The organism is Variovorax sp. UC122_21 (assembly GCF_044056785.1).
In the GTDB taxonomy this organism is placed as follows: Bacteria; Pseudomonadota; Gammaproteobacteria; order Burkholderiales; family Burkholderiaceae_C; genus Variovorax.
On the sequence record NZ_CP172003.1, the window covers coordinates 15,245 to 37,648 of the forward strand.

Below are 22,404 nucleotides of genomic sequence, written 5' to 3' on the forward strand. Positions count from 1 at the left end.
TCGAAGGGCCCCGCCGCGCACCTGAAGAAGTCTTCAGGCTTTCTTGGGACTTTTTTCAGGCGCTCCTGCCTACGCTGCGCGCTTCACCGACAGGCGGGAGGAAGCCATGAACATCGAAAAAAGCACCGGGCGCTGGCGCCTGGCGGTCTCACTGCTGGGCGCCGCGGCACTGGCCGGCGGCGCGTGGTGGCTGTGGCCGAGGAATGCCGCCGCGGCGGCACCCGCGGCGGTTGCCGTGCTGCAACGCGTGCAAGGCCAGGTGGTGGTGCCCGAGGGCTCGCCGCTGCGGCGCACGCTGCGGGTCGAGCCCGTGGCCGAGCAGCAGGTGAGCGCCGCGTTCTCGCTGCCGGCCGTGGTCGAGGCCGACCCGGCGCGGCTGGTCAAGATCCTGTCGCCGGTGGCGGGGCGCATCCAGAGCCTGGACAAGGTGCTGGGCGACGCCGTGAAGCGCGGCGACGCGCTCGCCGGCGTGGACGCGCCCGACCTGATGCAGGCGCGCAGCGACGCGCAGAAGGCGCGCGCCGCTCTCGTGCTGGCGCGCCAGGCGCTCGCGCGCCAGCGCGAACTCGCGGGCTCGGAGATCGCTTCCCGGCGCGACGTGGAGCAGGCCGAGAACGATGCCGCGCAGGCCGCCAGCGAGCTGGCGCGCGCCGAGGCCAAGCTGTCCCAGTTCGGTGCCGCCACGTCCAGCGCGGCCCAGGGCACGGTACTGAGCCTGCGCTCCCCGATCGCCGGCCGGGTGGTCGAGCTCAACGCGGCGCGCGGCGGCTACTGGAACGACACCAACGCCTCGCTGATGACGGTCGCGGACCTGAGCTCGGTCTACGTGAGCGCCAGCGTGGACGAGAAGGACCTGGGCGCGGTCTTCGTCGGCCAGGAGGCCACGGTGCTGTTCGACGCCTACCCGGGCGCGCCGATGAAGGCGCGGGTGCGCTACGTCGGCGAGCTGCTCGATCCCGACACCCGCAAGCTCAAGGTGCGCCTGCTGTTCGACAACCGCGACGGCCGGCTGCGGCCCGGCATGTTCGCCAGGGCGACCTTCCTCGCCCGGCCCCATGGCGGCCTGCTGCTGCCCGCGGCCGCGGTCGTGCATGCCGGTTTCGACGACCGGGTCTTCGTCGAGTCGGCGCCCTGGCGCTTCGAGCCGCGCGTGGTGCGGCTCGGCGTCCGGCAGGGCGAGCAGGTCGAGGTGGTGTGGGGGCTGAAGGCCGGCGAGCGCGTGGTCCAGCGCGATGGAGTGCTGCTCGATGATTGAGAGGATCGTCACCGTCTGCCTGCAGCGGCGCGGGATCGTCTGGCTGGTGTTCGCGCTGGCCGCGCTCTACGGCGTCTACTGCTGGAAGCAGCTTCCGCTGGAGGCCTATCCCGACATCGCCGACACCACCTCGCAGGTGGTCACGCAGGTGCCGGGCCTGGCGGCCGAGGAGGTGGAGAAGCAGATCACCATCCCGCTCGAGCGCGAGATCATGGGCACGCCGGGCATGTACGTGATGCGCTCGAAGAGCACCTTCGGCCTGTCGCTGATCACCGTCGTGTTCCAGGACGGCGCCGAGGACTACTGGTCGCGCCAGCGGCTGCAGGAGCGCATCGCGGGCGTCTCGCTGCCCTACGGCGCGCAGCCGGGGCTGGACGCGCTGACCTCGCCGATCGGCGAGATCTACCGCTACACGCTGGAGTCGAAGACGCGCGACCTGCGCGAGCTGTCGGAGCTGCAGTCGTGGCAGGTGATCCCGCGCCTCAAGCAGGTGGCCGGCGTGGCCGACGTCGCCAACTTCGGCGGCCTCACGACCCAGTTCCAGCTCGAGCTCGATCCCGTGCGGCTCAGCAAATACAACGTCACGCTGGGCCAGATCACGCAGGCCATCAACGCCAACAACGCGAGCGCGGGCGGCAGCGTGCTCGACCGCGGCCAGCAGGGTTTCGTGGTGCGCGGCGTGGGGCTGATCGGCGGCCTGGACGACCTCGGCAACATCGTCGTCACGCAGAAGGGCGGCGTGCCGGTGCTGCTGAAGGACCTGGGCGAGGTCAGGCTCGGCCACAAGGAGCGCCACGGCATCCTCGGCAAGGACGACAACCCCGACACGATCTCGGGCATCACGCTGCTGCTCAAGCACGAGAACCCCTCGCGCGTGCTCGAGGGCGTGCACGAGGCGGTGCGCGACCTCAACGAGAACATCCTGCCCAAGGACGTGAAGGTGGTGCCCTACCTGGACCGCTCCAACCTCGTGAGCGCCACCGTGCACACCGTCGGCAGGACGCTGGTCGAGGGCATGGCGCTGGTCACGCTGGTGCTGCTGCTGTTCCTGGGCAGCCCGCGCGCGGCGCTGATCGTGGCGATCACCATTCCGCTGTCGCTGCTGAGCGCCTTCATCTTCATGCACCACCTGCAGGTGCCGGCCAACCTGCTGTCGCTGGGCGCCATCGACTTCGGCATCGTGGTCGACGCGGCGATCGTCGTGATGGAGAACATCCTGCGGCGGCGCGAGGCGCTGGAGGGCCGCCCGCTGACGCCGCGCGAGGTGCTGCGCGCGACGCTGCAGGTGACGCGGCCGATCTTCTTCGGCATGGTGGTCATCATCACCGCCTACACGCCGCTGTTCGCGTTCCAGCGCATCGAATACAAGCTGTTCTCGCCCATGGCCTACGCCATCGGGTTCGCGCTGCTCGGCGCGCTGACGGTCGGGCTGCTGCTGATTCCCGGCCTGGCCTACCTGGCCTACCGCAAGCCGCGCCGGCTGTTCCGCAACCCGGTGCTCGAGTGGCTCGGCGCGCTGTACGAGCGGCTGCTCGAGCGCGTGGTGGGCCGGCGCCTGCTGACGCTCGCGGCCTTCGCCTTCGCGCTGGCCTGCGTGTTCGGCTTCGGCGCCACCATCGGCCGCGATTTCCTGCCCTACCTCGACGAGGGCTCGATCTGGCTGCAGGTGACGCTGCCGCCGGGCATCTCCTTCGACAAGGCGACGCAGATGTCGAACGAGCTGCGGCGCGCGACGCGCGAGTTCGACGAGGTCTCGTACGTGGTCACCCAGCTGGGCCGCAACGACGACGGCACCGACCCGTGGACGCCGTCGCACATCGAGGTCAGCGTGGGCCTGCATCCCGAGGCGAGCTGGAAGTCGGGCCTGAGCAAGCACGAGCTGATCGAGAAGATGGCCGCGCGCTATGCGCAGCTGCCGGGCACGCACGTGGGCTTCACCCAGCCGATGATCGACGGCGTGCTCGACAAGCTGGCCGGCGCGCACAGCGACCTGGTGGTGAAGATCTACGGCAACGATTTCGCCGAGACGCGGCGCATCGCCGGCGAGGTCGAGCGCACGCTGGAGAGCGTGCCCGGCGCGGCCGACGTGATCATCGACCAGGAGCCGCCACTGCCGCAGGTGCGCATCGAGGTCGACCGCGCCGCGGCCGCGCGCTACGGCATCAACGTCGCCGACATCGCCGACCTGATCGGCACCGGCATCGGCGGCGCGCCGGTGGCGCAGATGTTCGTGGAGGAGCGGCGCTACGACATCGCCGTGCGCTTCGCGGCCGGCGCGCGCGGCGACCCCGACGCCATCGGCCGGCTGGTGCTGAGCGCGCCGGGCGGCGCGCGCGCATCCCGCTGGCGCAGGTGGCCTCGATCCGCCTGGACACCGGCGAGAGCACGATCACGCGCGAGATGGGCAAGCGCCATCTCACGGTGCGGCTGGACCTGCGCGGGCGCGACCTGGCCTCGTTCCTCGAGGAGGCCAAGGCGCGGATCGAATCCGGCGTGCGCTACGACCACACGCGCTTCCAGCTCGCCTGGGGCGGCCAGTTCGAGAACCAGCAGCGCGCGCAGGCCCGACTGATGCTGATCATGCCGATGGTGCTGGTGCTGATGTTCGTGCTGCTGTTCGCGCAGTTCCGCAACCTCTGGCAGCCCACCATGATCCTGCTGTCGGTGCCGCTCGGCGCCCTCGGCGGCCTGGTCGCGCTGCACCTGCGCGACATGACGCTCAACGTGTCGAGCGCCGTCGGCTTCATCGCGCTGTTCGGCGTGGCCGTGATGAACGGGATCATCATGGTTTCCAACCTGAACCGGCTGCGCGGCGAGGAGGGCCTGCCGCTGAAGGAGGCCGTGATCCGCGGTGCGCGCGAGCGCTTCCGTCCGGTGCTGATGACGGCCACCGTCGCCGCGCTCGGGCTGCTGCCGGCCGCGCTGGCCCATGGCCTGGGCAGCGACGTGCAGCGCCCGCTCGCGACCGTGGTGGTCGGCGGGCTGGTCACCGCCACCGGCCTGACCCTGGTGTGGCTGCCGGCCCTGTACTACCTGGTCGAGCGCTGGCTCGAAGGCCGGGCCCAGCGCCACGAATCGACCCCTGCCGCGATGCCGGCGAAGGAGCAGAACGCATGAGGAAGACACCGCTTCTGTGCATGGCCGCGGCCGCCTGGGTGCTGGCTGGCTGCGCCGTGGGCCCGGACCACCAGCGTCCGCCCGCGCCCGCGACAGCGCGCTACACGGCCGATCCGCTGCCGCCGACGGTCCCTGGCGCGGACCAGCGCCTGGTCGAGTCGCGCGACATCCCGGCCGACTGGTGGACGCTGTTCCGCAGCGATGCGCTCGACGCGCTGATCGTCGAAGCGCTCGCGGCCAACCCGGACCTGCGCGGCGCCGAGGCGGCCTTGCGCGGCGCGCGCGAGAACGTGCTGGCGCAGCAGGGCGCCTTCTTCCCGAGCGCCGCGCTGCAGCTCAACCCGACCCGGCAGTCGGTGGCGCCGGCGCTCTCGAGCCCGCTGGCCTCGGGCAGCAACCTCTACGCGCTGCACACGGCGCAGCTGAGCATCAGCTATGCACCCGACGTGTTCGGCGGCAACCGGCGGCAGGTCGAATCGCTGCAGGCGCAGGCCGATGCCCAGCGCTTCCAGCTCGAGGCGGCCCACCTGAGCCTGGCGAGCAACGTCGCCGTGGCGGTCATCCAGCTGGCCTCGCTGCAGACCCAGGTCCGCACGACGCACGAGCTGATCGACCTGTCCACGCGCCAGCTCGCGTTGTTCCGCCGGCAGCAGGCGCTGGGCCAGATCGGCGCGGCCGATGTCGCGGCGCAGGAGGCGGCGATCGCGCAGGCGCAGGCCGGCCTGCCGCCGCTCGAGAAACAGCTCGCGCAGCAACGCAACCAGCTGGCGATCCTGCTGGGCCGCCTGCCCAGCGAGGCGCCGGCCATTGCCTTCGAGCTCGATGCGCTGCGGCTGCCGCCCGAGATACCGCTGAGCCTGCCCTCGCGCCTGGTCGAGCAGCGCCCCGACATTCGCGTCGCGGAGGAGCAGTTGCACGCTGCCAGTGCCCAGGTCGGCGTGGCGGTGGCCAACCGGTTGCCGAGCATCGGCCTGACGGCGTCCGTGGGCAGCTCGGCCTTGCGCTTCTCGGAGCTGATCGGGCCCGGCACCGCCTTCTGGAGCGTGGGCGCGAACCTGCTGCAACCGGTGTTCGACGGCGGCACGCTGCTGCATCGGCAACGCGCGGCGCAGGCCGCCTATGAACAGGCGGGCGCGAGTTACCGCAGCACCGTGCTGGGCGCGTTCCAGAACGTCGCCGACAGCCTGGGTGCCATCCAGTCGGACGCCCGCGCGCTGGACGCGTTGACGCTGGCCGAACGCGCCGCGCGCCGCAGCCTGGAGATCGCGCGCAAGCAGCAGGCCGCGGGCGCCGCCGGCTCGCTCGCCGTGCTCGGCGCCGAGCAGGCCCATGCGCAGGCGGCGCTCGCGCGCGTGCAGGCCCAGGCCAGCCGGCTGACCGACACCGTCGCGCTGTTCCAGGCGCTGGGCGGCGGCTGGTGGAACCGCGACGACGTCGCGGCGAGCACGCCATGACGCGCCGCCTCGGCTTGCTGGGCCTGGCCGTGCTGCTGGCCTCGGGGGGCGGCTGCGCCGCCGTGCCCGGCGTCCCCGACGACTGGCGCCTCTACGGCGCGGGCTGGCGCATCGGCTACGTCGTCGAGATGGGACCCGGCAGCGCCATCACCACGGAAGCCGACAGCGACTGCCGCCTCGACGCCGGCGTGCGGGCGCGCGCCGAGCAGCGCTTCGCCGTCGTCCTGTACGCGGGCCGGCCGGCGCTGCTGCGGCAGCGGATCATGCCGGTGCCTCCGGACTCGCCGATCGCCGTCCACGGCTGGGTCAGCCTCAACATCGAGAACTGCGACGACCCGCTGATCCCGCAGCCGGCGCCGCATCGGCACGCCTGAGGAGAAGCGGCGGCGCGCTTCACCACGCCGGCGCGCGGCGACCCTCTTCGGCCAGGAACTCCACCAGCGTCGGCAGCGAGCTGTCCATCGGCCGGTTGGCGCGCACCCGCATCACGTAGCCCCATGAGCCGGCCATGCGCAGGCCCGGCGTCAGCGCCACCAGCCGGCCGCGCGCCAGTTCCTCGTCGACCAGCGGCGCGCGGCCCAGCGCGATGCCCACGCCCGCCGCGGCGGCTGCCACCACGGTGCTCAGGCCGCTGAGCAGCAGCGGTTCCTGGCCCGCGCCGTCGGGCAGGCCCAGCCGGGGGCGCCAGGTGCGCCAGTCGGTCTCGGGGCTGTCGATGTGCTTCTCCTCGAGCCAGCGGTGGCGCGCGAAACGCGCGCGGGTCGTCGCGCTCGGCGGGCGCGACCAGCGCGGGGCTGCACACCGGCACCACGGTCTCTGTCATCAACGGGATGTCGCCCGGCGCCGCGAGGTGCGGGCCCAGCGCGCGCACGTGCAGGAACGCGAGGTCGATGTCCTGCGCGTCCCATGCGGGGTCCTGGCTGGCGTGCAGGAACAGCTGGATGTCGATGTCGGGATGCAGCTCGATGAAGCGCCCGATCCGCGGCGCCAGCCACAGCGCCGCGAGCGAGGGATTGGCCGAGATGTTGAGGCTGTTGCGCCGCCGGCCATGGGCACCGGCGCGCGTGTCGCGGCAGGCGGTCTCGAGCAGGGTCAAGGCCTGTTGCACCGACACCAGCAGCGCGGCGCCGGCCTCGGTGGTGCGCGCGCGGCGCACCGTGCCGCCGCGATGCAGCAGGGTCACGCCGAGGTCTTCCTCGAGCGCGCGCAGCTGGTGGCTGATGGCGCTCTTCGTGACATGGAGTTCGGACGCGGCGCGGCTCAGGCTGCCCAGGCGGGCAACGGCTTCGAAGGCGCGCAAGGCAGCCAGTGGTGGCATGGGGGAGGGTGGAGCGGCAAAGGGTGCAATCTATCTCAACCCAGGATTGAAAAACCATCGCTTTCGCCGCGTGGCGCGATGCATGACGATGACGGCCTTACAGGAAGAACCGATCGCACCACCATGTATTTCGATATTCGACTTTGGCAATTGACGGCGGGCCTGCGCCTGCAGATGGCGGGGGGCATCGTGCTCGGCCTGCTGGCGCTGGCGGCCGGCATCGCGCGCTATGTGTTCCTTGGCCAGCTGCTGGCGCGCGTGTTCGACGGCGCGCCCCACGGCGACTGGATCGCGCCGGCGGCCTGCGCGGGCGCGATGGTGCTGCTGCGCGCACTGTTCGACCATCTGCGCACGGTGCAGGCCAACCGCGCCTCGGCCGAGGTGCAGCAGGCGCTGCGCGCGCGGCTGTACGACCGCATCGTGGCGCTGGGCCCGGCCTGGTTCGCCAACCAGCGCACCGGCGGCGTGATGCTGACGGTGGTCGATGGCGTGGAACAGCTGCAGACCTTCTTCGGCCAGTACCTGCCGCAGGTCGTGATCGCGGCCGCGGCGCCGTTCGCCATCTTCGCGGTCATCGCCTTCTGGGACCTGCCGACCGCGCTCGTCTTCCTGGTCGCGGCGCTGTTCGCGCTGTTCGGGCCGATGGCCGTCCACATGCTCGACAGCCGCGCGAGCCTGGCGCGCACGCGCTCGCTCAATGCGTTCGGCGAGGAGTTCCTCGATGCCGTGCAGGGCCTGCCCACGCTGAAGGCCTACGGCCAGGGCAAGACCTGGGGCGAGCGCCTTGCGGCCCGCGCGCGCAAGCTCTCGGACAACACCTTCTGGGTGCTGTCGGTGAGCCTGCTGACGCGCGGCATCAGCGACCTCGGCGTGGCGCTGGGCGCCGCGCTGGCGCTGACCCTGGGTGCCTGGCGCGTGACGGCCGGCGACATGAGCGTGGAGGCCCTGCTGATCGTGCTGATGGCCGGCACCGAGATCTTCCGTCCGCTGCGCGAGCTGCGCTCCGTGCTGCACCGGGGCATGCTGGGCCAATCGGCCGCGGCCAGCATCCACGCGCTGATGGATGCGCAAGCGCCGACCGCTTCGCCCGACACGGCGCCGAACGCCGCCGGGCCCACGCATCTCGCGCCCACCATCGAATTCGACGGCGTGGCCTTCTCCTATTCGCCGCAGCGCGCGGCCCACCAGGGCCTGTCGTTCCGCATCGCGGCCGGCGAGCGCGTGGGCATCGTGGGTCCGAGCGGGGCCGGCAAGTCCACCATCGTGCGGCTGCTGCTGCGCGAGTTCGTGCCGCAGTCGGGCACGGTGCGCGTGGGCGGCCACGACGTCAACGGCCTGGCCACGCAGACCCTGCTGGGCCACATGGCGCTGGTGAGCCAGGACATCACGCTGTTCCACGGCACGCTCGACGACAACCTGCGCCTGGGGCGGCCCGATGCCACCCACGAGCAGGTGCGCGCCGCGGCCCGGGCCGCCAACATCGACGACTTCATCATGGCGCTGCCGCAGGGCTATGCCACCCAGGTCGGCGAACGCGGCCTGCAGCTCTCGGGCGGCCAGCGCCAGCGCGTGGCGATCGCGCGCGCCCTGCTGCGCGATGCGCCGATCCTGATCCTCGACGAGGCGCTGTCCTCGGTCGACACCGAGAACGAGGCGCTGATCCAGCAGGCGCTGGACCGCCTGATGGTCGGGCGCACCACGCTGATCCTCGCGCACCGGCTGGCCAGCATCATCGGTGCCGACCGCTGCCTGGTGCTGGACCAGGGACGCGTGGTCGAGGAGGGCCGGCATGCGGCGCTGATGCAGCAGCAGGGCCTCTACCACCGCCTGATGCACGAGCAGGCCGTGGGCCTGGCCGGCGCGACGCCCGCGCCCCTCGAGCCGCAGGCCGCGTCGGCGCGCCGCGTTGCCACGGAAGAGGAGGGCGATCGCGGTCCCGCGCTGCGCCCGCTCGATGCCGATGCCGAACAGGTCGGCTGGAAGGCCACGCTCGCCACCTTACTGTCGGTGGTGCGGCCCTGGCGCGGCACGCTGATCGCCACCATCGCGCTGGGCGTGGCGCGCGTCGCGGCCTTCATCGGCGTCGGCGTGCTCAGCGCGCTGGTGGTGGCCGCGATCCGCGACGACCGCGACACCTCGGCGCTGATCGTCGGCCTGCTGGTCGCCGCGCCGCTGGCCGCGCTGTTCCACTGGCTCGAGTCGTGGCTGGCGCACGCCATGGCCTACCAGCTGCTGGCCGACATGCGCGTCAAGCTCTACGACAAGCTCGAGCGGCTGGCACCGGCCTACCTGCTGCAGCGCCGCTCGGGCGACCTGGTCGCGCTGGCCACGCACGACGTGGAGATGGTCGAGTACTTCTACGCCCACACCATCGCGCCGGCCATCGTCTCGGTGCTGGTGCCGCTGTCGGTGCTGGGTTTTCTCGCGCTCTACAGCTGGCCCGTGGCGCTGGCGTTGCTGCCGTTCCTCGCCTATGCGCTGGTGTCGCCGATCCGCGGCCGTCGCCAGGTCGACGCGCTCGGCGACCGCGCCCGCCATGCGCTGGGCGAGATGAGCGCCCATACCGCCGAGACCATCCAGGGCCTGGCCGACCTGACCGCCTTCCAGGCCACGGACCGGCGCCGCGCGCAGTTCCTCGAGGTGGCGGACCGCAGCCGCGCGCGGCGCCTCGACATCCTGAACGACCTGTCGCGCCAGACCGCCTGGTTCGAGATCGCGATGGGCCTCGGCGGCCTGGCCGTGGCCGTGGTCGGCGCGCTGCAGGTCGCGAGCGGCGCCTTGCCGGCCGGCATGCTGCCGCTGCTGGTGCTGATCGCGCTCGCCACCTTCCTGCCCGTGTCCGAGATCTCGCAGGTCAGCCGGCAGCTGGCCGACACCATCGCCGCCACGCGCCGCCTGCACGTGGTAGCGAGCGAGCCCGAGCCCGTGGTCGACGGCCCGCTGCCGCCGCCGACGGCCACCCATGGCCTGTCGCTGGCCTTCGAGCGCGTCTGCTTCGCCTATCCGGGCAAGGCGCAGGACACCCTGCACGAGCTCGGCTTCGAGGTGCCGGCCGGCGCCACCGTGGCCGTGGTCGGCGCCTCGGGCGCCGGCAAGAGCACCGTGGCCAGCCTGCTGCTGCGCTTCTGGGATCCGCGCCAGGGCAGCGTGAAGCTCGACGGCGTGGACGTGCGCGAGCTGCGGCTCGACGGCCTGCGCGAACGCGTCGCGCTGGTGTCGCAGGACACCTACCTGTTCAACGACACGCTCGAAGCCAACATCCGCCTGGCGCGCCCCGATGCCAGCGGCGAGGAACTCGCGCTCGCGCTCGACCGCGCCGCGCTGACGGACTTCGTGCGCACCCTGCCCGAGGGCCTGGCCACGCGCGTCGGCGAACGCGGCATGCAGTTGTCGGGCGGCCAGCGCCAGCGTATCTCGATCGCGCGCGCCTTCCTCAAGAACGCGCCGGTGCTGATCCTCGACGAGGCCACCTCGCACCTGGACACGCTGTCGGAACTGCAGGTGCGCGGCGCGCTCGATGCGCTGATGCGGCACCGGACCACGCTCGTGATCGCGCACCGGCTGTCGACCATCCGCGATGCCGACCTGATCCTGGTGCTGGAGAACGGCACGCTGGCGGAGGCGGGCACGCACGACGAGCTGCTGCGGCGGCAGGGCGTGTACGCGAAGCTCGCGAGTCACCAGGGAGCGGCGCAGCCGCAACTGGCGCAAGCCTGAATCGGATCAAGAGGGCGGCCGCGACCAGCCGAGTTCGCCCTGCAGGAACTGCGCCGCCTCGGGCGGCAGGTCCGCGCCGTCGAAGAAGGGCCCCACGGGCCGCTCGACCACGATGCGGCCCGCCTGCAGGTAGGCCACCCGCGTCGCCAGGCGCTTGGCCTGGCCGAGGTTGTGCGTGCTCATCACCAGCGTCACGCCGCTGGCGGCCACCTCCTCGATGAGCGCCTCGATCGCGTTCTTGGCACCGGGGTCCAGGCTCGCGGTCGGTTCGTCGAGGAACAGGATGTCGGGCTGCAACGCCCAGGCGCGCGCCAGTCCCAGGCGCTGCTGCTGGCCCCCCCGACAGCGCGCGGGCGGGCAGGGCCGCGTGCTCGAGCAGGCCCACGCGCGCCAGGGCCTCGCGGCAGCGTCCGGCGCGCTCGGCGGCGGGCACGCCCGACAGCCAAAGTCCGAGGCGGACGTTGCGCGCCACCGAGAGGCTCAGCAGGAAGGGGCGCTGGAACAGCATGGCGGTGCGCGGCATGCGCCCCTCGGGCCGCAGCGGCAGGTGCGCGCAGCGGCCGTCGCAGGGCAGCAAGCCGTGCAGCACGCGCAGCAGCGTGGTCTTGCCCGAGCCGTTCGCGCCGACGAGAACCAGCCGGTCGCCGCGCGAGACGGTCAGCGAGGCATCCCGGAGCGCCACCAGCGCGCCGAAGCGCACCTCGGCATGCTCGGCCACGATCAGCGGTGCGGCATCGACGGCGATCGGCGGATGAGGAAGGGGCGATGGCGCGGCGGACTCCGGGCTCGGTCGCGCATCGGCGCGCAGCGGCCGGTTCGCGATCCACTGCAGCAGCCCGATCGCGCCATTGATCGCGCCGACCACGGCCAGCAGCACCAGGCCCAGCGCCAGCGCGAGCGCGAGATCGCCCTTGCTGGTCTCGAGCGCGATGGTGGTGGTCATCACGCGCGTGACGCCGGCGATGTTGCCGCCGACGATCATCACCGCGCCGACCTCGGCGATGGCGCGCGCGAAGGCCGTGAGCAGCACCGTGGCCACGCCCATGCGGTCGTGCACCAGCATCAGCAGGGCGGCCACGAGCGGCCGCGCGCCGAGCGAGCGCAACTGGTCCCCGCCCTCGGCCAGCGCCGCCAGCACGAGCCGGCGCGAGAGGGCGGCGATCAGCGGCGTGACGAGCACGCTCTGCGCCACCACCATCGCCGCGGGCGTGAACAGGATGCCGAGTTCGCCCAGCGGGCCCGAGCGCGAGAGCAGCAGGTACACCAGCAGGCCCACCACCACGGCAGGCAGCGCCAGCAGCGTGTTGACCAGCCACACGGCCAGCGCATGGCCCGGGAAGCGCGCCACCGCGAGCCAGGCGCCCAGCAGCAGGCCGACCAGCGCGCCGATCGCGCACGCGGTCGCGCTGACCTGCAGCGACAGCGCGGTGATGTGCACCAGCTCGGGGTCGGCGCCGACGATGAGCCGCCAGGCCAGCGCCCAGCCTTCGTTCATGGTGTTCATCGAAGCAGCGCCCCCGGCTCAGCCGCGAGAAGGCGTTGGCGGTCTCGTGCCGAGGAAGCCGGCGCTGCTCACTGGTTCGCGTTCGGGAAGAACAGCTGCTCGCCGTCGATCTTGTACGAGGCGACCACCGCCTGGCCGGCCGGCGACACGACCCAGTCGGAGAAGGCCTGCGCCAGGTCCTTCTTGACGTGCGGATGCTTGGCGGGATTGACGACGATCACGCCGTACTGGTTGAAGAGCGCCTTGTCGCCCTCGACCACGATGCCCAGGTCGCCGCGGTTCTTGAAGCTCAGCCAGGTGCCGCGGTCGGAGAGCACGTAGGCGTTGGTCGAGGCCGCGATGTTGAGCGCCTGGCCCATGCCGCAGCCGCACTCCTTGTAGCCGGCGGGCCTGGCGCTCGCGAGGTCGATGCCGGCCTGCTTCCACTGGCGCAGCTCGGCCGAGTGGGTGCCGCTCTTGTCGCCGCGCGAGATGAAGGCGGCGCCCGTGGCGCCGAGCCGCTTGAGCGCGGCCGCGATGTCCTTGCCGCGCGCGCCGGCCGGGTCGGACTTCGGGCCGATCAGCACGAAGTCGTTGTACATGACAGGCCGGCGGGGCAGCCCGAAGCCCTCGGCGACGAATTTCTCCTCGGCCGGCTGGTCGTGCACGAACAGCGCGTCGGCATCGCCGCGGCGCGCCATGTCGAGCGCCTGGCCCGTGCCCACGGCCACCACGCGCACCGCGATGCCCGAGGCCTGCGTGAACTGCGGCAGCAGGTGCTTGAAGAGGCCCGACTGCTCCGTGGAGGTGGTCGAGGCCAGCACGATGAACTTGTCCTGCGCCTGGGCGATGGGCGCGAGCAGGGCGCTGGCAAGAACGCCGGCGAGGGCGAGAAGGGTGGAGCGTTTGCGCGCGTTCATGGATGACGGTCCTTTTTTCAGATTGGCGGATCGACGCGAAAGCCCAGCCGGCCGAGCGCCTCGCGCGCCGCGGCCGATTGCAGCAGGGCCACGAAGGCCTGCACCGGCGCGCGCGCCAGCCGGGCCTTGGGCACCACGAAGTCGTAGCGTTCTTCCTGCACCGGGATGAAGCCCAGGCCGTACTGCCGCGCGACCGTGTCGATGGCCAGGCCCCAGTCGGCGCGCTGCTGGGCCACGGCGACGGCGACCGCGTTGTGCGACTTGGTCTGCACGCCGTAGCCGGGCGGCTGGCGCTGCCGAGCAGGCGGTCGATGAGGATGCGCGTGCCGCTGCCGGCATTGCGGTTGACCATGGTGCAGCCGGGTTCCGCGACCGCGGCGGCGATCGCCGCGGCGGCATCGCGGCCCTCGAAGCGCGCATCGCCAGGGCGGTAGACGACGCCCTGCATGCGGCCATAGCCGGCGATCAGTTCGAGTTCCGGCGTGAGCAGCGGCCGGTTGTAGACGCCGGTGGCCGGGTCCATCAGGTGGATGCCCGCCAGGTCGCATTCGCCGCGCCGGGCGGCCATCAGCCCGCCCGTGCTGCCCACGTTCATGGCCTTGATGCGCACGCCCTGGCGCATCAGCTCGCCGGCCAGCCAGTCGAGGCCCACGCAATGGCTGCCGATGAGGATCAGGTCCGCGGGGTCGAGCCCCTGGCCCAGCAACTGCACCTGCACCGGCGCGCCGGCGTCGACGATCTCGGTGTGCTGGCCGATGGTGATGAAGCCATCGGCGCTGCTGAAGGTGGTGACCGAGCCCGAGCCCTTGCCCATGGGGTAGGCGGCCAGGCCCTCGTCGGTGGGCACCAGGCCCACCAGCAGGTATTCGGTGCGGCCGCGCTCGGAATTGATGCGCATCGGCAGCGTGGCCGCGACATGTTCGCGCCGCTCCGGCGGCAGGCCCGCGAAGGCGCGGATCACGGGCGCCAGGAATTCATGGAAGGTGAACACCGCCGAGGTCGGGAAGCCCGGCAGGATCACAACCGGCTTGCCGCCCGTGACGGCCAGGCACACCGGCTTGCCGGGCTTGAGCGCCACGCCGTGCGCCACCACGCCCGGATCGCCGAGCGCGGCGACCACGCGGTAGGAGAGGTCGCCTTCGCCCTTGGAGGTGCCGCCCGAGAACACCACGGCATCGCATGCCAGTCCGCGCGCGAGCGCGGCCGACAGGGCCGCCTCGTCGTCCGGGATCACGCCCAGGCGCACCGGCAGCCCGCCGAGCTCCTCGACAGCAGCGCCGATGATCGCGGCGTTGGAGTCGTACACCGCGCCCGTGGGCAGCGGCGCGCCGGGCGCGACGATCTCGTTGCCGGTGGAGAAGATCGCCACGCGCGGCTTGCGGTGCACATCGACCTCGGCCAGGCCGAGGGCGGCGAGCACGCCGATCTCGCGCGAACTCAATCGCTGTCCACCGCGCAGCACGGTTTCGCCGCGCGCGATGTCGGTGCCGGCATAGCTGACGTTCTCGCCCTCGGTCACCGCGCGGCGGATCTGCACCTGGCCGTACTCGGCATCGGTGTGCTCCACCATCACCACCGCATCGGCGCCGCGCGGCAGCATGCCGCCGGTGGCGATCGAGGTCGCGCGGCCGCGCGTCACTTCGCGCCGCGGCACGATGCCGGGCGCCAGCGTCTCGTCGGCGAGCGCCAGGTCGCGCGCCTGCTCCTCCATCGCGCCCAGGTGTCGGCGGCCCGCACCGCGAAGCCGTCGACGTTGGAGCGGTCGAAGCCCGGCACGTCGATGGCGGCCACCACGTCGTCTGCCAGCACACGGCCCAGCGCCTCGTGCAGCGGAATCGTCTCGCTGCCCAGCGGAGAGAGTTTGAGGTGCTCGCGGAAGCGGCGTTCGGCCTCGTCGCGCGTCACGACATCGAGGAATTGCGATTGGGGTTTCACGGTCAGTCGTAGAAATGGACGGTCACTTCGGTCCGGGACCGAAGCCTTCGCTTTCGGCCGGGGCGACCACGAAGCCGTCGGCCCGCGTGGTCGAGCTCAGCACGGAGGCGCCCGAGAGCGCGAGCGGCTCCACGCCGGCCTCGCCGATCTTCACGCGCACGTAGTCGACGCGCCCCCACCTGCGAGACGATCTTGCGCGCCACGGTGGCGCGCGCCTGGCGATAGGGCCAGTCGGCGGGTCGGCCGCCGATGCGGCGGATCGCGCGGCCCGCGAAGAAGTCGTAGGCGCACAGGCAGGACACCGGGTTGCCCGGCAGCAGGAAGACCAGCGCATCGCCGATGCGGCCCATGCCGGCCGGGCTCGAGGGCCGCATCGCGATGCCGTGGATCGCGGCTCGCCGAGCTCGGCCAGCAGGCGCGGCGCATGGTCCTCGGCGCCCACGCTGGAGCCGCCCGAGACCAGCACCACATCGGCGCCCGGAGCGGCCAGCGCCTGCGCGATGACCCGCGGGTCGTCGCCGAGCCGCTGGTGCGACTCGAGCACGCCGCCATCGCGCGCGACCAGGCCGCGCAGCGTCATCGAGTTGGCGTCGTAGATTTCGTAGGGGCCCTTCGGCCGTGCCGGGCGCCCGCACCTCGTTGCCGGTCACGAGCAGGCGCACGCGTGGCCGACGAACGACATCCAGCTGCGCCAGACCCAGCGAAGCAGCCAGGCCCGCGTCCTGCGGGCGCAGCCGGCGGCCCGCGGCCAGGGCGGCGCTGCCGCGCGCGATGTCCTCGCCGACATGGCCCACGTGCTGGCCGGGCGCGACGGCGCGCGTGATGCTCAGGCGCCCGTCCTGCTCGCTCGCGTACTCGGCGGGCACCACGGCATCGAGGTCGGCCGGCACGGGCGCGCCGGTCATGATGCGGACGGCCGCGCCGGCGGGCACGGCGCCATCGAAGGGCCGGCCCGGCCAGGCGTGGCCGACGACCGGGAACATCAGCGGGTTGTATTCGCCGGAGCCGGTGGTCTCGCCGCCGCGCAGCGCATAGCCGTCCATGGCGGCACGATCGAACTCGGGCACCGCGATCGGCGCGATCAGGTCGCTCAGCAGCACGCGTCCCGTGGCGTCGTCGACCGCGACCGATTCGCCCGGCAGCAGCGGCGTGTGGGCATCGATCCAGGCGAGGGCGGTGGGAACTTCGGCGCGCTGCGTGAAGCCGCGCATGCGTACATCGGGCGAGACGGATCGTTCGGGTGGGAGCATCGAGGCCAGTATAGGAGTTGGATGCCGCCAGCCTTGCTCGCCGGAGACCATCACCGGTCGGCCCGCGCCGACGCTTGCGCGCCGCGCGGCCAGCTCACTTCTTGGGAGCGGGATGGACCTCGGACGAGGGCTGGTTCGCGCTCGGCGGCGATGCCGCCGTGGGGGCCGGCGAGTGCGCGCCAGAAGCTTCGATCGGCTTGGCCTCGGTCGGTGCCGCCGCCGCGACGTAGGGACCGGGATCGGCGCAGGCCGGCGTCGCGGGCGCGGCCGGCACCGTCTTGCCGGCGGCCTGGGCGCTCGCGCGGTACTTGGCCGCGACCTGGTCCTGCGCCTTGCACAGCAGGTAGGCATCGACCTTGCCGCTCCACGCGGTGCGGGCCGCGGTATCGGCGGCCTTGGCCTGCGCTTCGGGACTGAGCGGCGGCAGCTTCGCGAAGGCCGATGACGAAGCCAGCGCCAGCGTGAGCGCGCCCTGGAGGATCAGCGAGTGCTTCATGCGGAGGTTCCTTGCACGGTCACCGGCCGCGCGGGGGCCGATGCATCGGACGGGGTCGAGCGCTGCGCCGGGATCTTGCCGGCCGCGATGTCGTCGTACCAGAGCTTGTGATGCTCGCGCGCCCAGGTCTCGTCGACATAGCCTTCGCGCATCGCCTTGTAGGCACCGGTCATGCCGAGCGTGCCGATGTAGATGTGGCCCATGATCATGGCCATCATCAGCAGCGTGGCCACCGCATGCACCATGTGCGCGACCTGCATCTCGCCGCGCGTGTAGACGAAGCCCGGCAGCAGCTTGTCGAGGAACAGGCCCGAGCCGATCACGATGCTGCCGAGGAACAGCACGCCGCCCCAGAACACCGCCTTCTCGCCCGCATTGAAGCGGTGCGACGCGGGCTCCTTGCCGCCGAACAGGCCGCCCCCCTGCCTGAGCCAGGTGAAGTCCTCCTTGCGCGGCCAGTTGCTGCGGATGAAGGTGAAGATCATGAACAGCGTGGTCACGACGAACAGCGGCCCGACGAAGTTGTGCACGGTCTTGAGCACGTAGGCGAGGTAGCCGAACAGCGAGCTGCCGAGTATCGGCAGCAGGAAGAACTTGCCGAATGCCATCACGATGCCCGAGATCGCGAGCGTGACGAAGGCGATGGCGTTCGACCAGTGCGTGGCGCGCTCGAAGGGCGTGAAGCGCTCGATCTTGCGGCCGGTCTCGGGCTCGTGCAGCCGGATGGTTCCGCGCGTGAAGTAGAAGATCGCGAGCGCCAGCAGCGTGACGAAGAGCAGGGCGGCGCCGTAGGGAATGATCCAGTTGTTGCGCACCTGGCGCCAGGCCTCGCCGGCGTTGGTGAAGCGCGAGCCCGGGTACTGCACGAAGCGCTGGATCAGGTTGCCGGCCTCGGGCGCCTCGCTCGCCGGCAGGCTGCTGTAGCCGGTGACGCCGCCGCTGACCTGGCGCCACATCGGCGCGTTGTTGCCGGGCTGGACCTTGTTGCGCTCGCCGTTGGTCTGGTTGAGGTAGTTCGGGTCGGCGCTGGCCTCGGGCTTGACGTCGAAGATGTTCTGGCTGCGGATGCCCGCACCGGCCTGCGGCGCAGGCGCCGTGGCGGGGGCGGCTGCGGGGGCCGGCTCGGTGACGGCACCGCCCGCGGCCGGCGCGGCGCCCTGTGCCAGCGCCACCGCCGCGCAGCCCAGCAGCGCGGTCGTCAACAGCGCCTTGAACGCTGGCCTGATGCTGATGGTGACGCTCATGCGGCCTCCGGCTCAGTTCTCTCGGGTGTATTCGTTCTGGCCGTTCGAGCGGAGCTTGATCTGCTGCTCCCATGCCGTCTTGTCGCCGACCTTCCAGCCCGGTGCGGTGAAGACCGTGCCGGTGTTGGTCTGCGTGCCGGTCCCGCTCCAGGGCACGGCGTCGTGCTTGACGCCCTCGGCATTCGTCTGCGGCTTCTCGCCGCAGGCAGCAAGCAGCACCACGCCCGAGGCGAGTGCCACGAAGACCAGTGCCGCGCGCTTCACTTCTTCTCCCCGGTGGCCGGCGTGCCGGCCTGTTGCGAACCGTAGGCCGTGCCCCAGCCCCAGACTTCGGCGCCCGTGCCGCGATGCAGCACGCGGGTGCGGAAGATGTCGGCCACCACGTCGCCGTCGCCGGCCAGCAGTGCCTTGGTCGAGCACATCTCGGCGCAGGCCGGCAGCTTGCCCTCGGCCAGGCGGTTGCGGCCGTACTTCTCGAACTCGGCCTCGGAGCCGTTGGCCTCGGGGCCGCCGGCGCAGAAGGTGCACTTGTCCATCTTGCCGCGCGCGCCGAAGGTGCCCTGCGACGGGAACTGCGGCGCGCCGAACGGACAGGCATACGAGCAGTAGCCGCAGCCGATGCACACGTCCTTGTCGTGCAGCACCACGCCCTCCTCGGTGCGGTAGAAGCATTGCACGGGGCACACGGCCATGCAGGGCGCGTCGGAGCAGTGCATGCAGGCCACCGAGATCGACTTCTCGCCCGGCAGGCCGTCGTTGAGCGTGACCACGCGGCGGCGGTTCACGCCCCACGGCACCTCGTTCTCGTTCTTGCAGGCCGTGACGCAGCCGTTGCATTCGATGCAGCGTTCGGAATCGCAGACGAACTTCATTCTTGCCATGGTGATTCCTTATGCTTTCTCGATGTTGCAGACCGTGGTCTTGGTCTCTTGCATCATGGTGACGCTGTCGTAGCCGTAGGTGGTGCTGGTGTTGATCGCCTCGCCGCGCACGATCGGCGCCGCGCCCTTGGGGTAGTAGGCGAGCAGGTCCGCGCCCTGCCAGTGGCCCGAGAAGTGGAAGGGCATGAAGACCGTGTCGGGTCCCACGCGCTCGGTCACCATGGCCTGCACGTTGAGCTTGGCGCCGGTGGGCGTGTGCACCCAGGCCCGCTCGCCGTTGCGGATGTTCTTCTCGGCCGCCACCTTGGGGTTGATCTCGATGAACATCTCCTGCTGCAGCTCGGCCAGCCAGGGGTTGGAGCGGGTTTCCTCGCCGCCGCCCTCGTATTCCACGAGCCGGCCCGAGGTCATGATGTATGGGAATTTCTCGGCCACCTTGTCGGCCAGGTTCTTCTGCTGCACCGTCTTGTAGAGCGTGGGCAGGCGCCAGAACGCCATCTTGTCGTCGTGCGTCGGGTACTTCACGGCGAGGTCGGGCCGGGTGCCGTAGAGCGGCTCGCGGTGCTGCGGAATGCCGTCGGGGAAGTTCCAGACCACGGCCCGCGCCTTGGCATTGCCGAAGGGATGGCAGCCGTGGTTCTTCATGAACACGCGGATCATGCCGCCCGAGCTGTCGGTCTTCCAGTTCTTGCCCTCGGCCTTCGGCTTCTCGGCCTCGGTGAGTTCGTCCCACCAGCCGAGCTTCTTGAGCAGCATGTGGTCGAGCTCGGGATAGCCGGTCGTGATGTCGGCGCCCAGCGAGTACGAGCCATCCTCGGCCAGCAGGTTCTTGCCGTTGCGCTCCACGCCGAAGTTCGCGCGGAAGTTGCCGCCGCCGTCCATCACGTGCTTGGACGGGTCGTAGAGGTTCGGCGAGCCCGGGTGCTTGAGCTCGGGCGTGCCGTAGCAGGGCCAGGGCAGGCCGTAGTAGTCGCCCGAGATGTCGTAGCCGTTGACCTTGTCCTTGACCGCGCCCTTGGCCTTGAGCGTGCGCACGTCGAAGGCGGCCATGTTGCGCATGTGCGCCTGCAGCCGCTCGGGACTCTGGCCCGAGTAGCCCACGGCCCAGCAGCACTTGTTGATCTCGCGCAGGATGTCGTCGGGCACGGGCTCGTCCATGCCCTTGACCTTCTGCATCTTGAAGTTCTTGCTGAGTTCCTTGCCGAAGCCCAGGCGGTCGGCGAACTGCTGCATGATCATGTGGTCGGTGCGGCTCTCCCACAGCGGCTCGATGACCTTCTCGCGCCACTGGATCGACCGGTTCGACGCCGTGACCGACCCGCTGGTCTCGAACTGCGTGCAGGCCGGCAGCAGGTAGACCGCGCGGTTCGCGTTCGCGTCCTCGGGCCGCCCCGGCATCGCGGCCATCGCCGCGGTTGCGGAAGGATAGGGATCGACCACGACCAGCAGGTCCAGCTTGTCCATGGCGCGCTTCATCTCGAGACCGCGGGTCTGCGAGTTGGGCGCATGGCCCCAGTAGAAGACGCCGCGCAGGTTCGAGTCCTGGTCGATCAGCTCGTTCTTCTCGAGCACGCCGTCGATCCAGCGCGACACCGTGATGCCGGGCTTGGTCATCATCGCGGGCGAGGCGAAGCGGCCCTTGATCCAGTCGTAGTCCACGCCCCAGGTCGCGGCGAAATGCCGCCACGAGCCCTCGACCAGGCCGTAGTAGCCGGGCAGCGAATCGGGGTTCGGGCCGACGTCGGTCGCGCCCTGCACGTTGTCGTGGCCGCGGAAGATGTTGGTGCCGCCGCCGGACTTGCCCACGTTGCCGAGCGCGAGCTGCAGGATGCACGAGGCGCGCACGATGGCGTTGCCGATCGTGTGCTGGGTCTGGCCCATGCACCAGACGATGGTGCCGGGGCCGGTTCTCGTTGAGCATCGTCGCGACCTTGAGCACCTGCGCCTCGCTGACGCCGCAGGCCTCCTCGACCTTGTCGGGCGTCCACTTGCTCATCACTTCCGCGCGCACTTCGTCCATGCCGTAGACGCGGTCGTTGATGTAGCGCTTGTCTTCCCAGCCATTCTTGAAGATGTGGTGCAGCAGGCCGAACAGGAAGGCGATGTCCGAGCCCGAGCGGATGCGCACGTACTCGTGGGCCTTGGCCGCCGTGCGCGTGAAGCGCGGGTCGACCACGATCATCTTGCAGCCGTTCTCCTTGGCATGCAGCATGTGCAGCATGCTCACCGGGTGGGCTTCGGCCGCGTTCGAGCCGATGTACATCGCGACCTTCGCATTGCGCATGTCGTTGTACGAATTGGTCATGGCGCCGTAGCCCCAGGTGTTCGCCACGCCAGCGACCGTGGTCGAGTGGCAGATGCGTGCCTGGTGGTCGCAGTTGTTGCTGCCGAAGAAGCTCACGAACTTGCGCAGCAGGTAGGCCTGCTCGTTGCTGTGCTTGCTCGAGCCGATCCAGTAGATGGCGTCGGGGCCGCTGGCCTTGGTGAGTTCCTTGAGCTTGGCGGTGATCTCGTCGAGCGCGGTGTCCCAGCTGATGCGCTCGTACTTGCCGTTCACGAGCTTCATCGGGTAGCGCAGGCGGAACTCGCCGTGGCCGTGTTCGCGCAGCGCGGCACCCTTGGCGCAATGGGCGCCGAGGTTGATCGGCGAGTCGAACACCGGCTCCTGCCGCACCCAGACGCCGTTCTCGACCACCGCGTCCGAGGCGCAGCCGACCGAGCAGTGCGAGCAGACCGTGCGCTTGACCTCGATCTTGCCGGCGCCGATGGCCACGGGGCGGCCGTCGGCGGCGCGCGACTTCTGGATCAGCGTGAGCTGGCTCGCGGCGAGGCCCACGCCGACGCCCAGGCCCGAACGGCGCAGGAAGGCGCGCCGGTCCATGGTCGGCAAGGCGTTCGCGAGACCGCGCCGCAGGCTGTGGACGAAGGGCGACGATGCCGTGGCGGGATCGGCGGCGTGTGCGCGCGCGGCGTGGGGGGATTTCTTGGTCGAGAAGCACCGTGGACTCCTCAGGCCGAAGCGGTCTTGTAATAGCGCTGGACGTGCTCGCTCAACGAATAGCCGCCGCCTTTTTCGGGCGGGGGCGGCAGGGAGGAGGGGGCGTCGGCGGTGTCGACGGGTGTCTCGACGACCTTCGGCAGCGCGGTGACGGCCGCCACGGCGGCGCCGGCGGTGGCGGCACCGAGGAAGAATCCTCGGCGGGATGCCGGCTTGAGGCCGGTGTCTTGGCTATCCTGCATGATGGCTCCAGGAGTGGCTAGGCTCGACGCGATGGCATCCGTCGGTGCCGCTCGATACTAGACGAGCGGGCATCGACGGGCAACCCGGATTCCC

Annotated in this window: 14 protein-coding genes and 6 pseudogenes; 5 read left to right on the forward strand and 15 right to left on the reverse strand. The window is 71.2% G+C overall.

The features are described from left to right. The first annotated feature begins 106 nt into the window (after positions 1–106). The 4 genes and pseudogenes from ACHMXE_RS00115 to ACHMXE_RS00130 all read left to right on the forward strand — a co-directional run bounded on the left by ACHMXE_RS00115 (position 107) and on the right by ACHMXE_RS00130 (position 6,200). Complete coding sequence (locus tag ACHMXE_RS00115) at positions 107–1,255, forward strand: efflux RND transporter periplasmic adaptor subunit (RefSeq protein ID WP_395346196.1); 1,149 nt, start codon at positions 107–109, stop codon at positions 1,253–1,255. Further along, positions 1,248–4,372, forward strand: a pseudogene (locus ACHMXE_RS00120) (efflux RND transporter permease subunit). Before ACHMXE_RS00115 ends, ACHMXE_RS00120 begins: the two are co-directional and overlap by 8 nt. Continuing rightward, the gene (locus tag ACHMXE_RS00125; protein WP_395346198.1) at positions 4,369–5,826 is read left to right on the forward strand and encodes an efflux transporter outer membrane subunit; all 1,458 of its coding nucleotides are present in this window, start codon (positions 4,369–4,371) and stop codon (positions 5,824–5,826) included. Before ACHMXE_RS00120 ends, ACHMXE_RS00125 begins: the two are co-directional and overlap by 4 nt. Continuing rightward, positions 5,823–6,200, forward strand: coding sequence for a hypothetical protein (locus ACHMXE_RS00130; protein WP_395346199.1), 378 nt, complete (start codon positions 5,823–5,825; stop codon positions 6,198–6,200). The genes ACHMXE_RS00125 and ACHMXE_RS00130 overlap by 4 nt, the downstream gene beginning before the upstream one ends. Positions 6,201–6,219: 19 nt before the next feature. Here ACHMXE_RS00130 and ACHMXE_RS00135 read toward each other — a convergent pair whose 3' ends face one another. Together ACHMXE_RS00135 and ACHMXE_RS00140 are read right to left on the reverse strand one after the other, a co-directional pair. Next, on the reverse strand, positions 6,220–6,444 hold the full coding sequence (locus tag ACHMXE_RS00135) for a LysR substrate-binding domain-containing protein (RefSeq protein WP_395346201.1): 225 nt from the start codon (positions 6,442–6,444) through the stop codon (positions 6,220–6,222). A gap of 100 nt (positions 6,445–6,544) precedes the next feature. Next, positions 6,545–7,144: pseudogene (locus ACHMXE_RS00140) on the reverse strand (LysR family transcriptional regulator); the annotation flags it as partial. Positions 7,145–7,267: 123 nt separating this feature from the next. Between ACHMXE_RS00140 and ACHMXE_RS00145 the strand changes: the two are divergent. Beyond that, positions 7,268–10,861: an ATP-binding cassette domain-containing protein gene (locus tag ACHMXE_RS00145; RefSeq protein ID WP_395346202.1), complete on the forward strand. Its 3,594-nt coding sequence runs from the start codon at positions 7,268–7,270 to the stop codon at positions 10,859–10,861. 6 nt (positions 10,862–10,867) lie between these two features. On the opposite strand, the gene ACHMXE_RS00150 is transcribed toward ACHMXE_RS00145, so the two are convergent. The 13 genes and pseudogenes from ACHMXE_RS00150 to ACHMXE_RS00210 form a co-directional block, all read right to left on the reverse strand. After that, entirely contained in the window at positions 10,868–11,182 is a 315-nt protein-coding gene (locus tag ACHMXE_RS00150) for a hypothetical protein (protein ID WP_395347367.1), read from the reverse strand. A 73-nt stretch (positions 11,183–11,255) separates the two neighbouring features. Further along, a pseudogene (locus tag ACHMXE_RS00155) lies at positions 11,256–12,365 on the reverse strand (ABC transporter permease); the annotation flags it as partial. 68 nt (positions 12,366–12,433) lie between these two features. Continuing rightward, entirely contained in the window at positions 12,434–13,264 is an 831-nt protein-coding gene (locus ACHMXE_RS00160; protein ID WP_395346203.1) for a substrate-binding domain-containing protein, read from the reverse strand. 17 nt (positions 13,265–13,281) lie between these two features. Further along, positions 13,282–14,975: pseudogene (locus ACHMXE_RS00165) on the reverse strand (molybdopterin biosynthesis protein). Then, positions 14,900–15,199 (reverse strand): hypothetical protein, encoded by a 300-nt coding sequence (locus tag ACHMXE_RS00170; RefSeq protein WP_395346204.1) that lies wholly within the window; start codon positions 15,197–15,199, stop codon positions 14,900–14,902. Before ACHMXE_RS00170 ends, ACHMXE_RS00165 begins: the two are co-directional and overlap by 76 nt. A 22-nt stretch (positions 15,200–15,221) precedes the next feature. After that, positions 15,222–15,779, reverse strand: a complete 558-nt coding sequence (locus ACHMXE_RS00175) for a molybdopterin-binding protein (RefSeq protein ID WP_395347368.1) — start codon at positions 15,777–15,779, stop codon at positions 15,222–15,224. A 175-nt stretch (positions 15,780–15,954) separates the two neighbouring features. Then, a pseudogene (locus ACHMXE_RS00180) lies at positions 15,955–16,500 on the reverse strand (molybdopterin molybdenumtransferase MoeA); the annotation flags it as partial. A gap of 43 nt (positions 16,501–16,543) precedes the next feature. Then, a complete protein-coding gene (locus tag ACHMXE_RS00185; RefSeq protein WP_395346205.1) occupies positions 16,544–16,945 on the reverse strand; it encodes a hypothetical protein in 402 nt (133 codons plus the stop codon). Then, positions 16,942–18,189, reverse strand: coding sequence for a formate dehydrogenase subunit gamma (locus ACHMXE_RS00190; protein WP_395346206.1), 1,248 nt, complete (start codon positions 18,187–18,189; stop codon positions 16,942–16,944). Before ACHMXE_RS00190 ends, ACHMXE_RS00185 begins: the two co-directional genes overlap by 4 nt. Before the next feature lie 12 nt (positions 18,190–18,201). After that, a complete protein-coding gene (locus ACHMXE_RS00195; protein ID WP_209539478.1) occupies positions 18,202–18,453 on the reverse strand; it encodes a hypothetical protein in 252 nt (83 codons plus the stop codon). Next, positions 18,450–19,070 carry a formate dehydrogenase FDH3 subunit beta gene (gene fdh3B, locus ACHMXE_RS00200; RefSeq protein ID WP_208507583.1) on the reverse strand — a complete coding sequence of 207 codons (621 nt, stop codon included), beginning with the start codon at positions 19,068–19,070 and terminating at the stop codon, positions 18,450–18,452. The genes ACHMXE_RS00195 and fdh3B overlap by 4 nt, the downstream gene beginning before the upstream one ends. A gap of 9 nt (positions 19,071–19,079) precedes the next feature. Then, positions 19,080–22,083: pseudogene (locus tag ACHMXE_RS00205) on the reverse strand (formate dehydrogenase subunit alpha). Beyond that, entirely contained in the window at positions 22,080–22,310 is a 231-nt protein-coding gene (locus ACHMXE_RS00210) for a formate dehydrogenase (protein WP_203207275.1), read from the reverse strand. Before ACHMXE_RS00210 ends, ACHMXE_RS00205 begins: the two are co-directional and overlap by 4 nt. Between the last annotated feature and the right edge of the window lie 94 nt (positions 22,311–22,404).

Bases quoted from the DNA above. Each gene is read 5' to 3' on its own strand.
- ACHMXE_RS00115 (WP_395346196.1), top strand. From the start codon at position 107: ATGAACATCGAAAAAAGCACCGGGCGCTGGCGCCTGGCGGTCTCACTG.
- ACHMXE_RS00125 (WP_395346198.1), top strand. From the start codon at position 4,369: ATGAGGAAGACACCGCTTCTGTGCATGGCCGCGGCCGCCTGGGTGCTG.
- ACHMXE_RS00130 (WP_395346199.1), top strand. From the start codon at position 5,823: ATGACGCGCCGCCTCGGCTTGCTGGGCCTGGCCGTGCTGCTGGCCTCG.
- ACHMXE_RS00145 (WP_395346202.1), top strand. From the start codon at position 7,268: ATGTATTTCGATATTCGACTTTGGCAATTGACGGCGGGCCTGCGCCTG.
- ACHMXE_RS00160 (WP_395346203.1), bottom strand. From the start codon at position 13,264: ATGAACGCGCGCAAACGCTCCACCCTTCTCGCCCTCGCCGGCGTTCTT.
- ACHMXE_RS00175 (WP_395347368.1), bottom strand. From the start codon at position 15,779: ATGACGCTGCGCGGCCTGGTCGCGCGCGATGGCGGCGTGCTCGAGTCG.
- ACHMXE_RS00185 (WP_395346205.1), bottom strand. From the start codon at position 16,945: ATGAAGCACTCGCTGATCCTCCAGGGCGCGCTCACGCTGGCGCTGGCT.
- ACHMXE_RS00190 (WP_395346206.1), bottom strand. From the start codon at position 18,189: ATGAGCGTCACCATCAGCATCAGGCCAGCGTTCAAGGCGCTGTTGACG.
- fdh3B (WP_208507583.1), bottom strand. From the start codon at position 19,070: ATGGCAAGAATGAAGTTCGTCTGCGATTCCGAACGCTGCATCGAATGC.
- ACHMXE_RS00210 (WP_203207275.1), bottom strand. From the start codon at position 22,310: ATGCAGGATAGCCAAGACACCGGCCTCAAGCCGGCATCCCGCCGAGGA.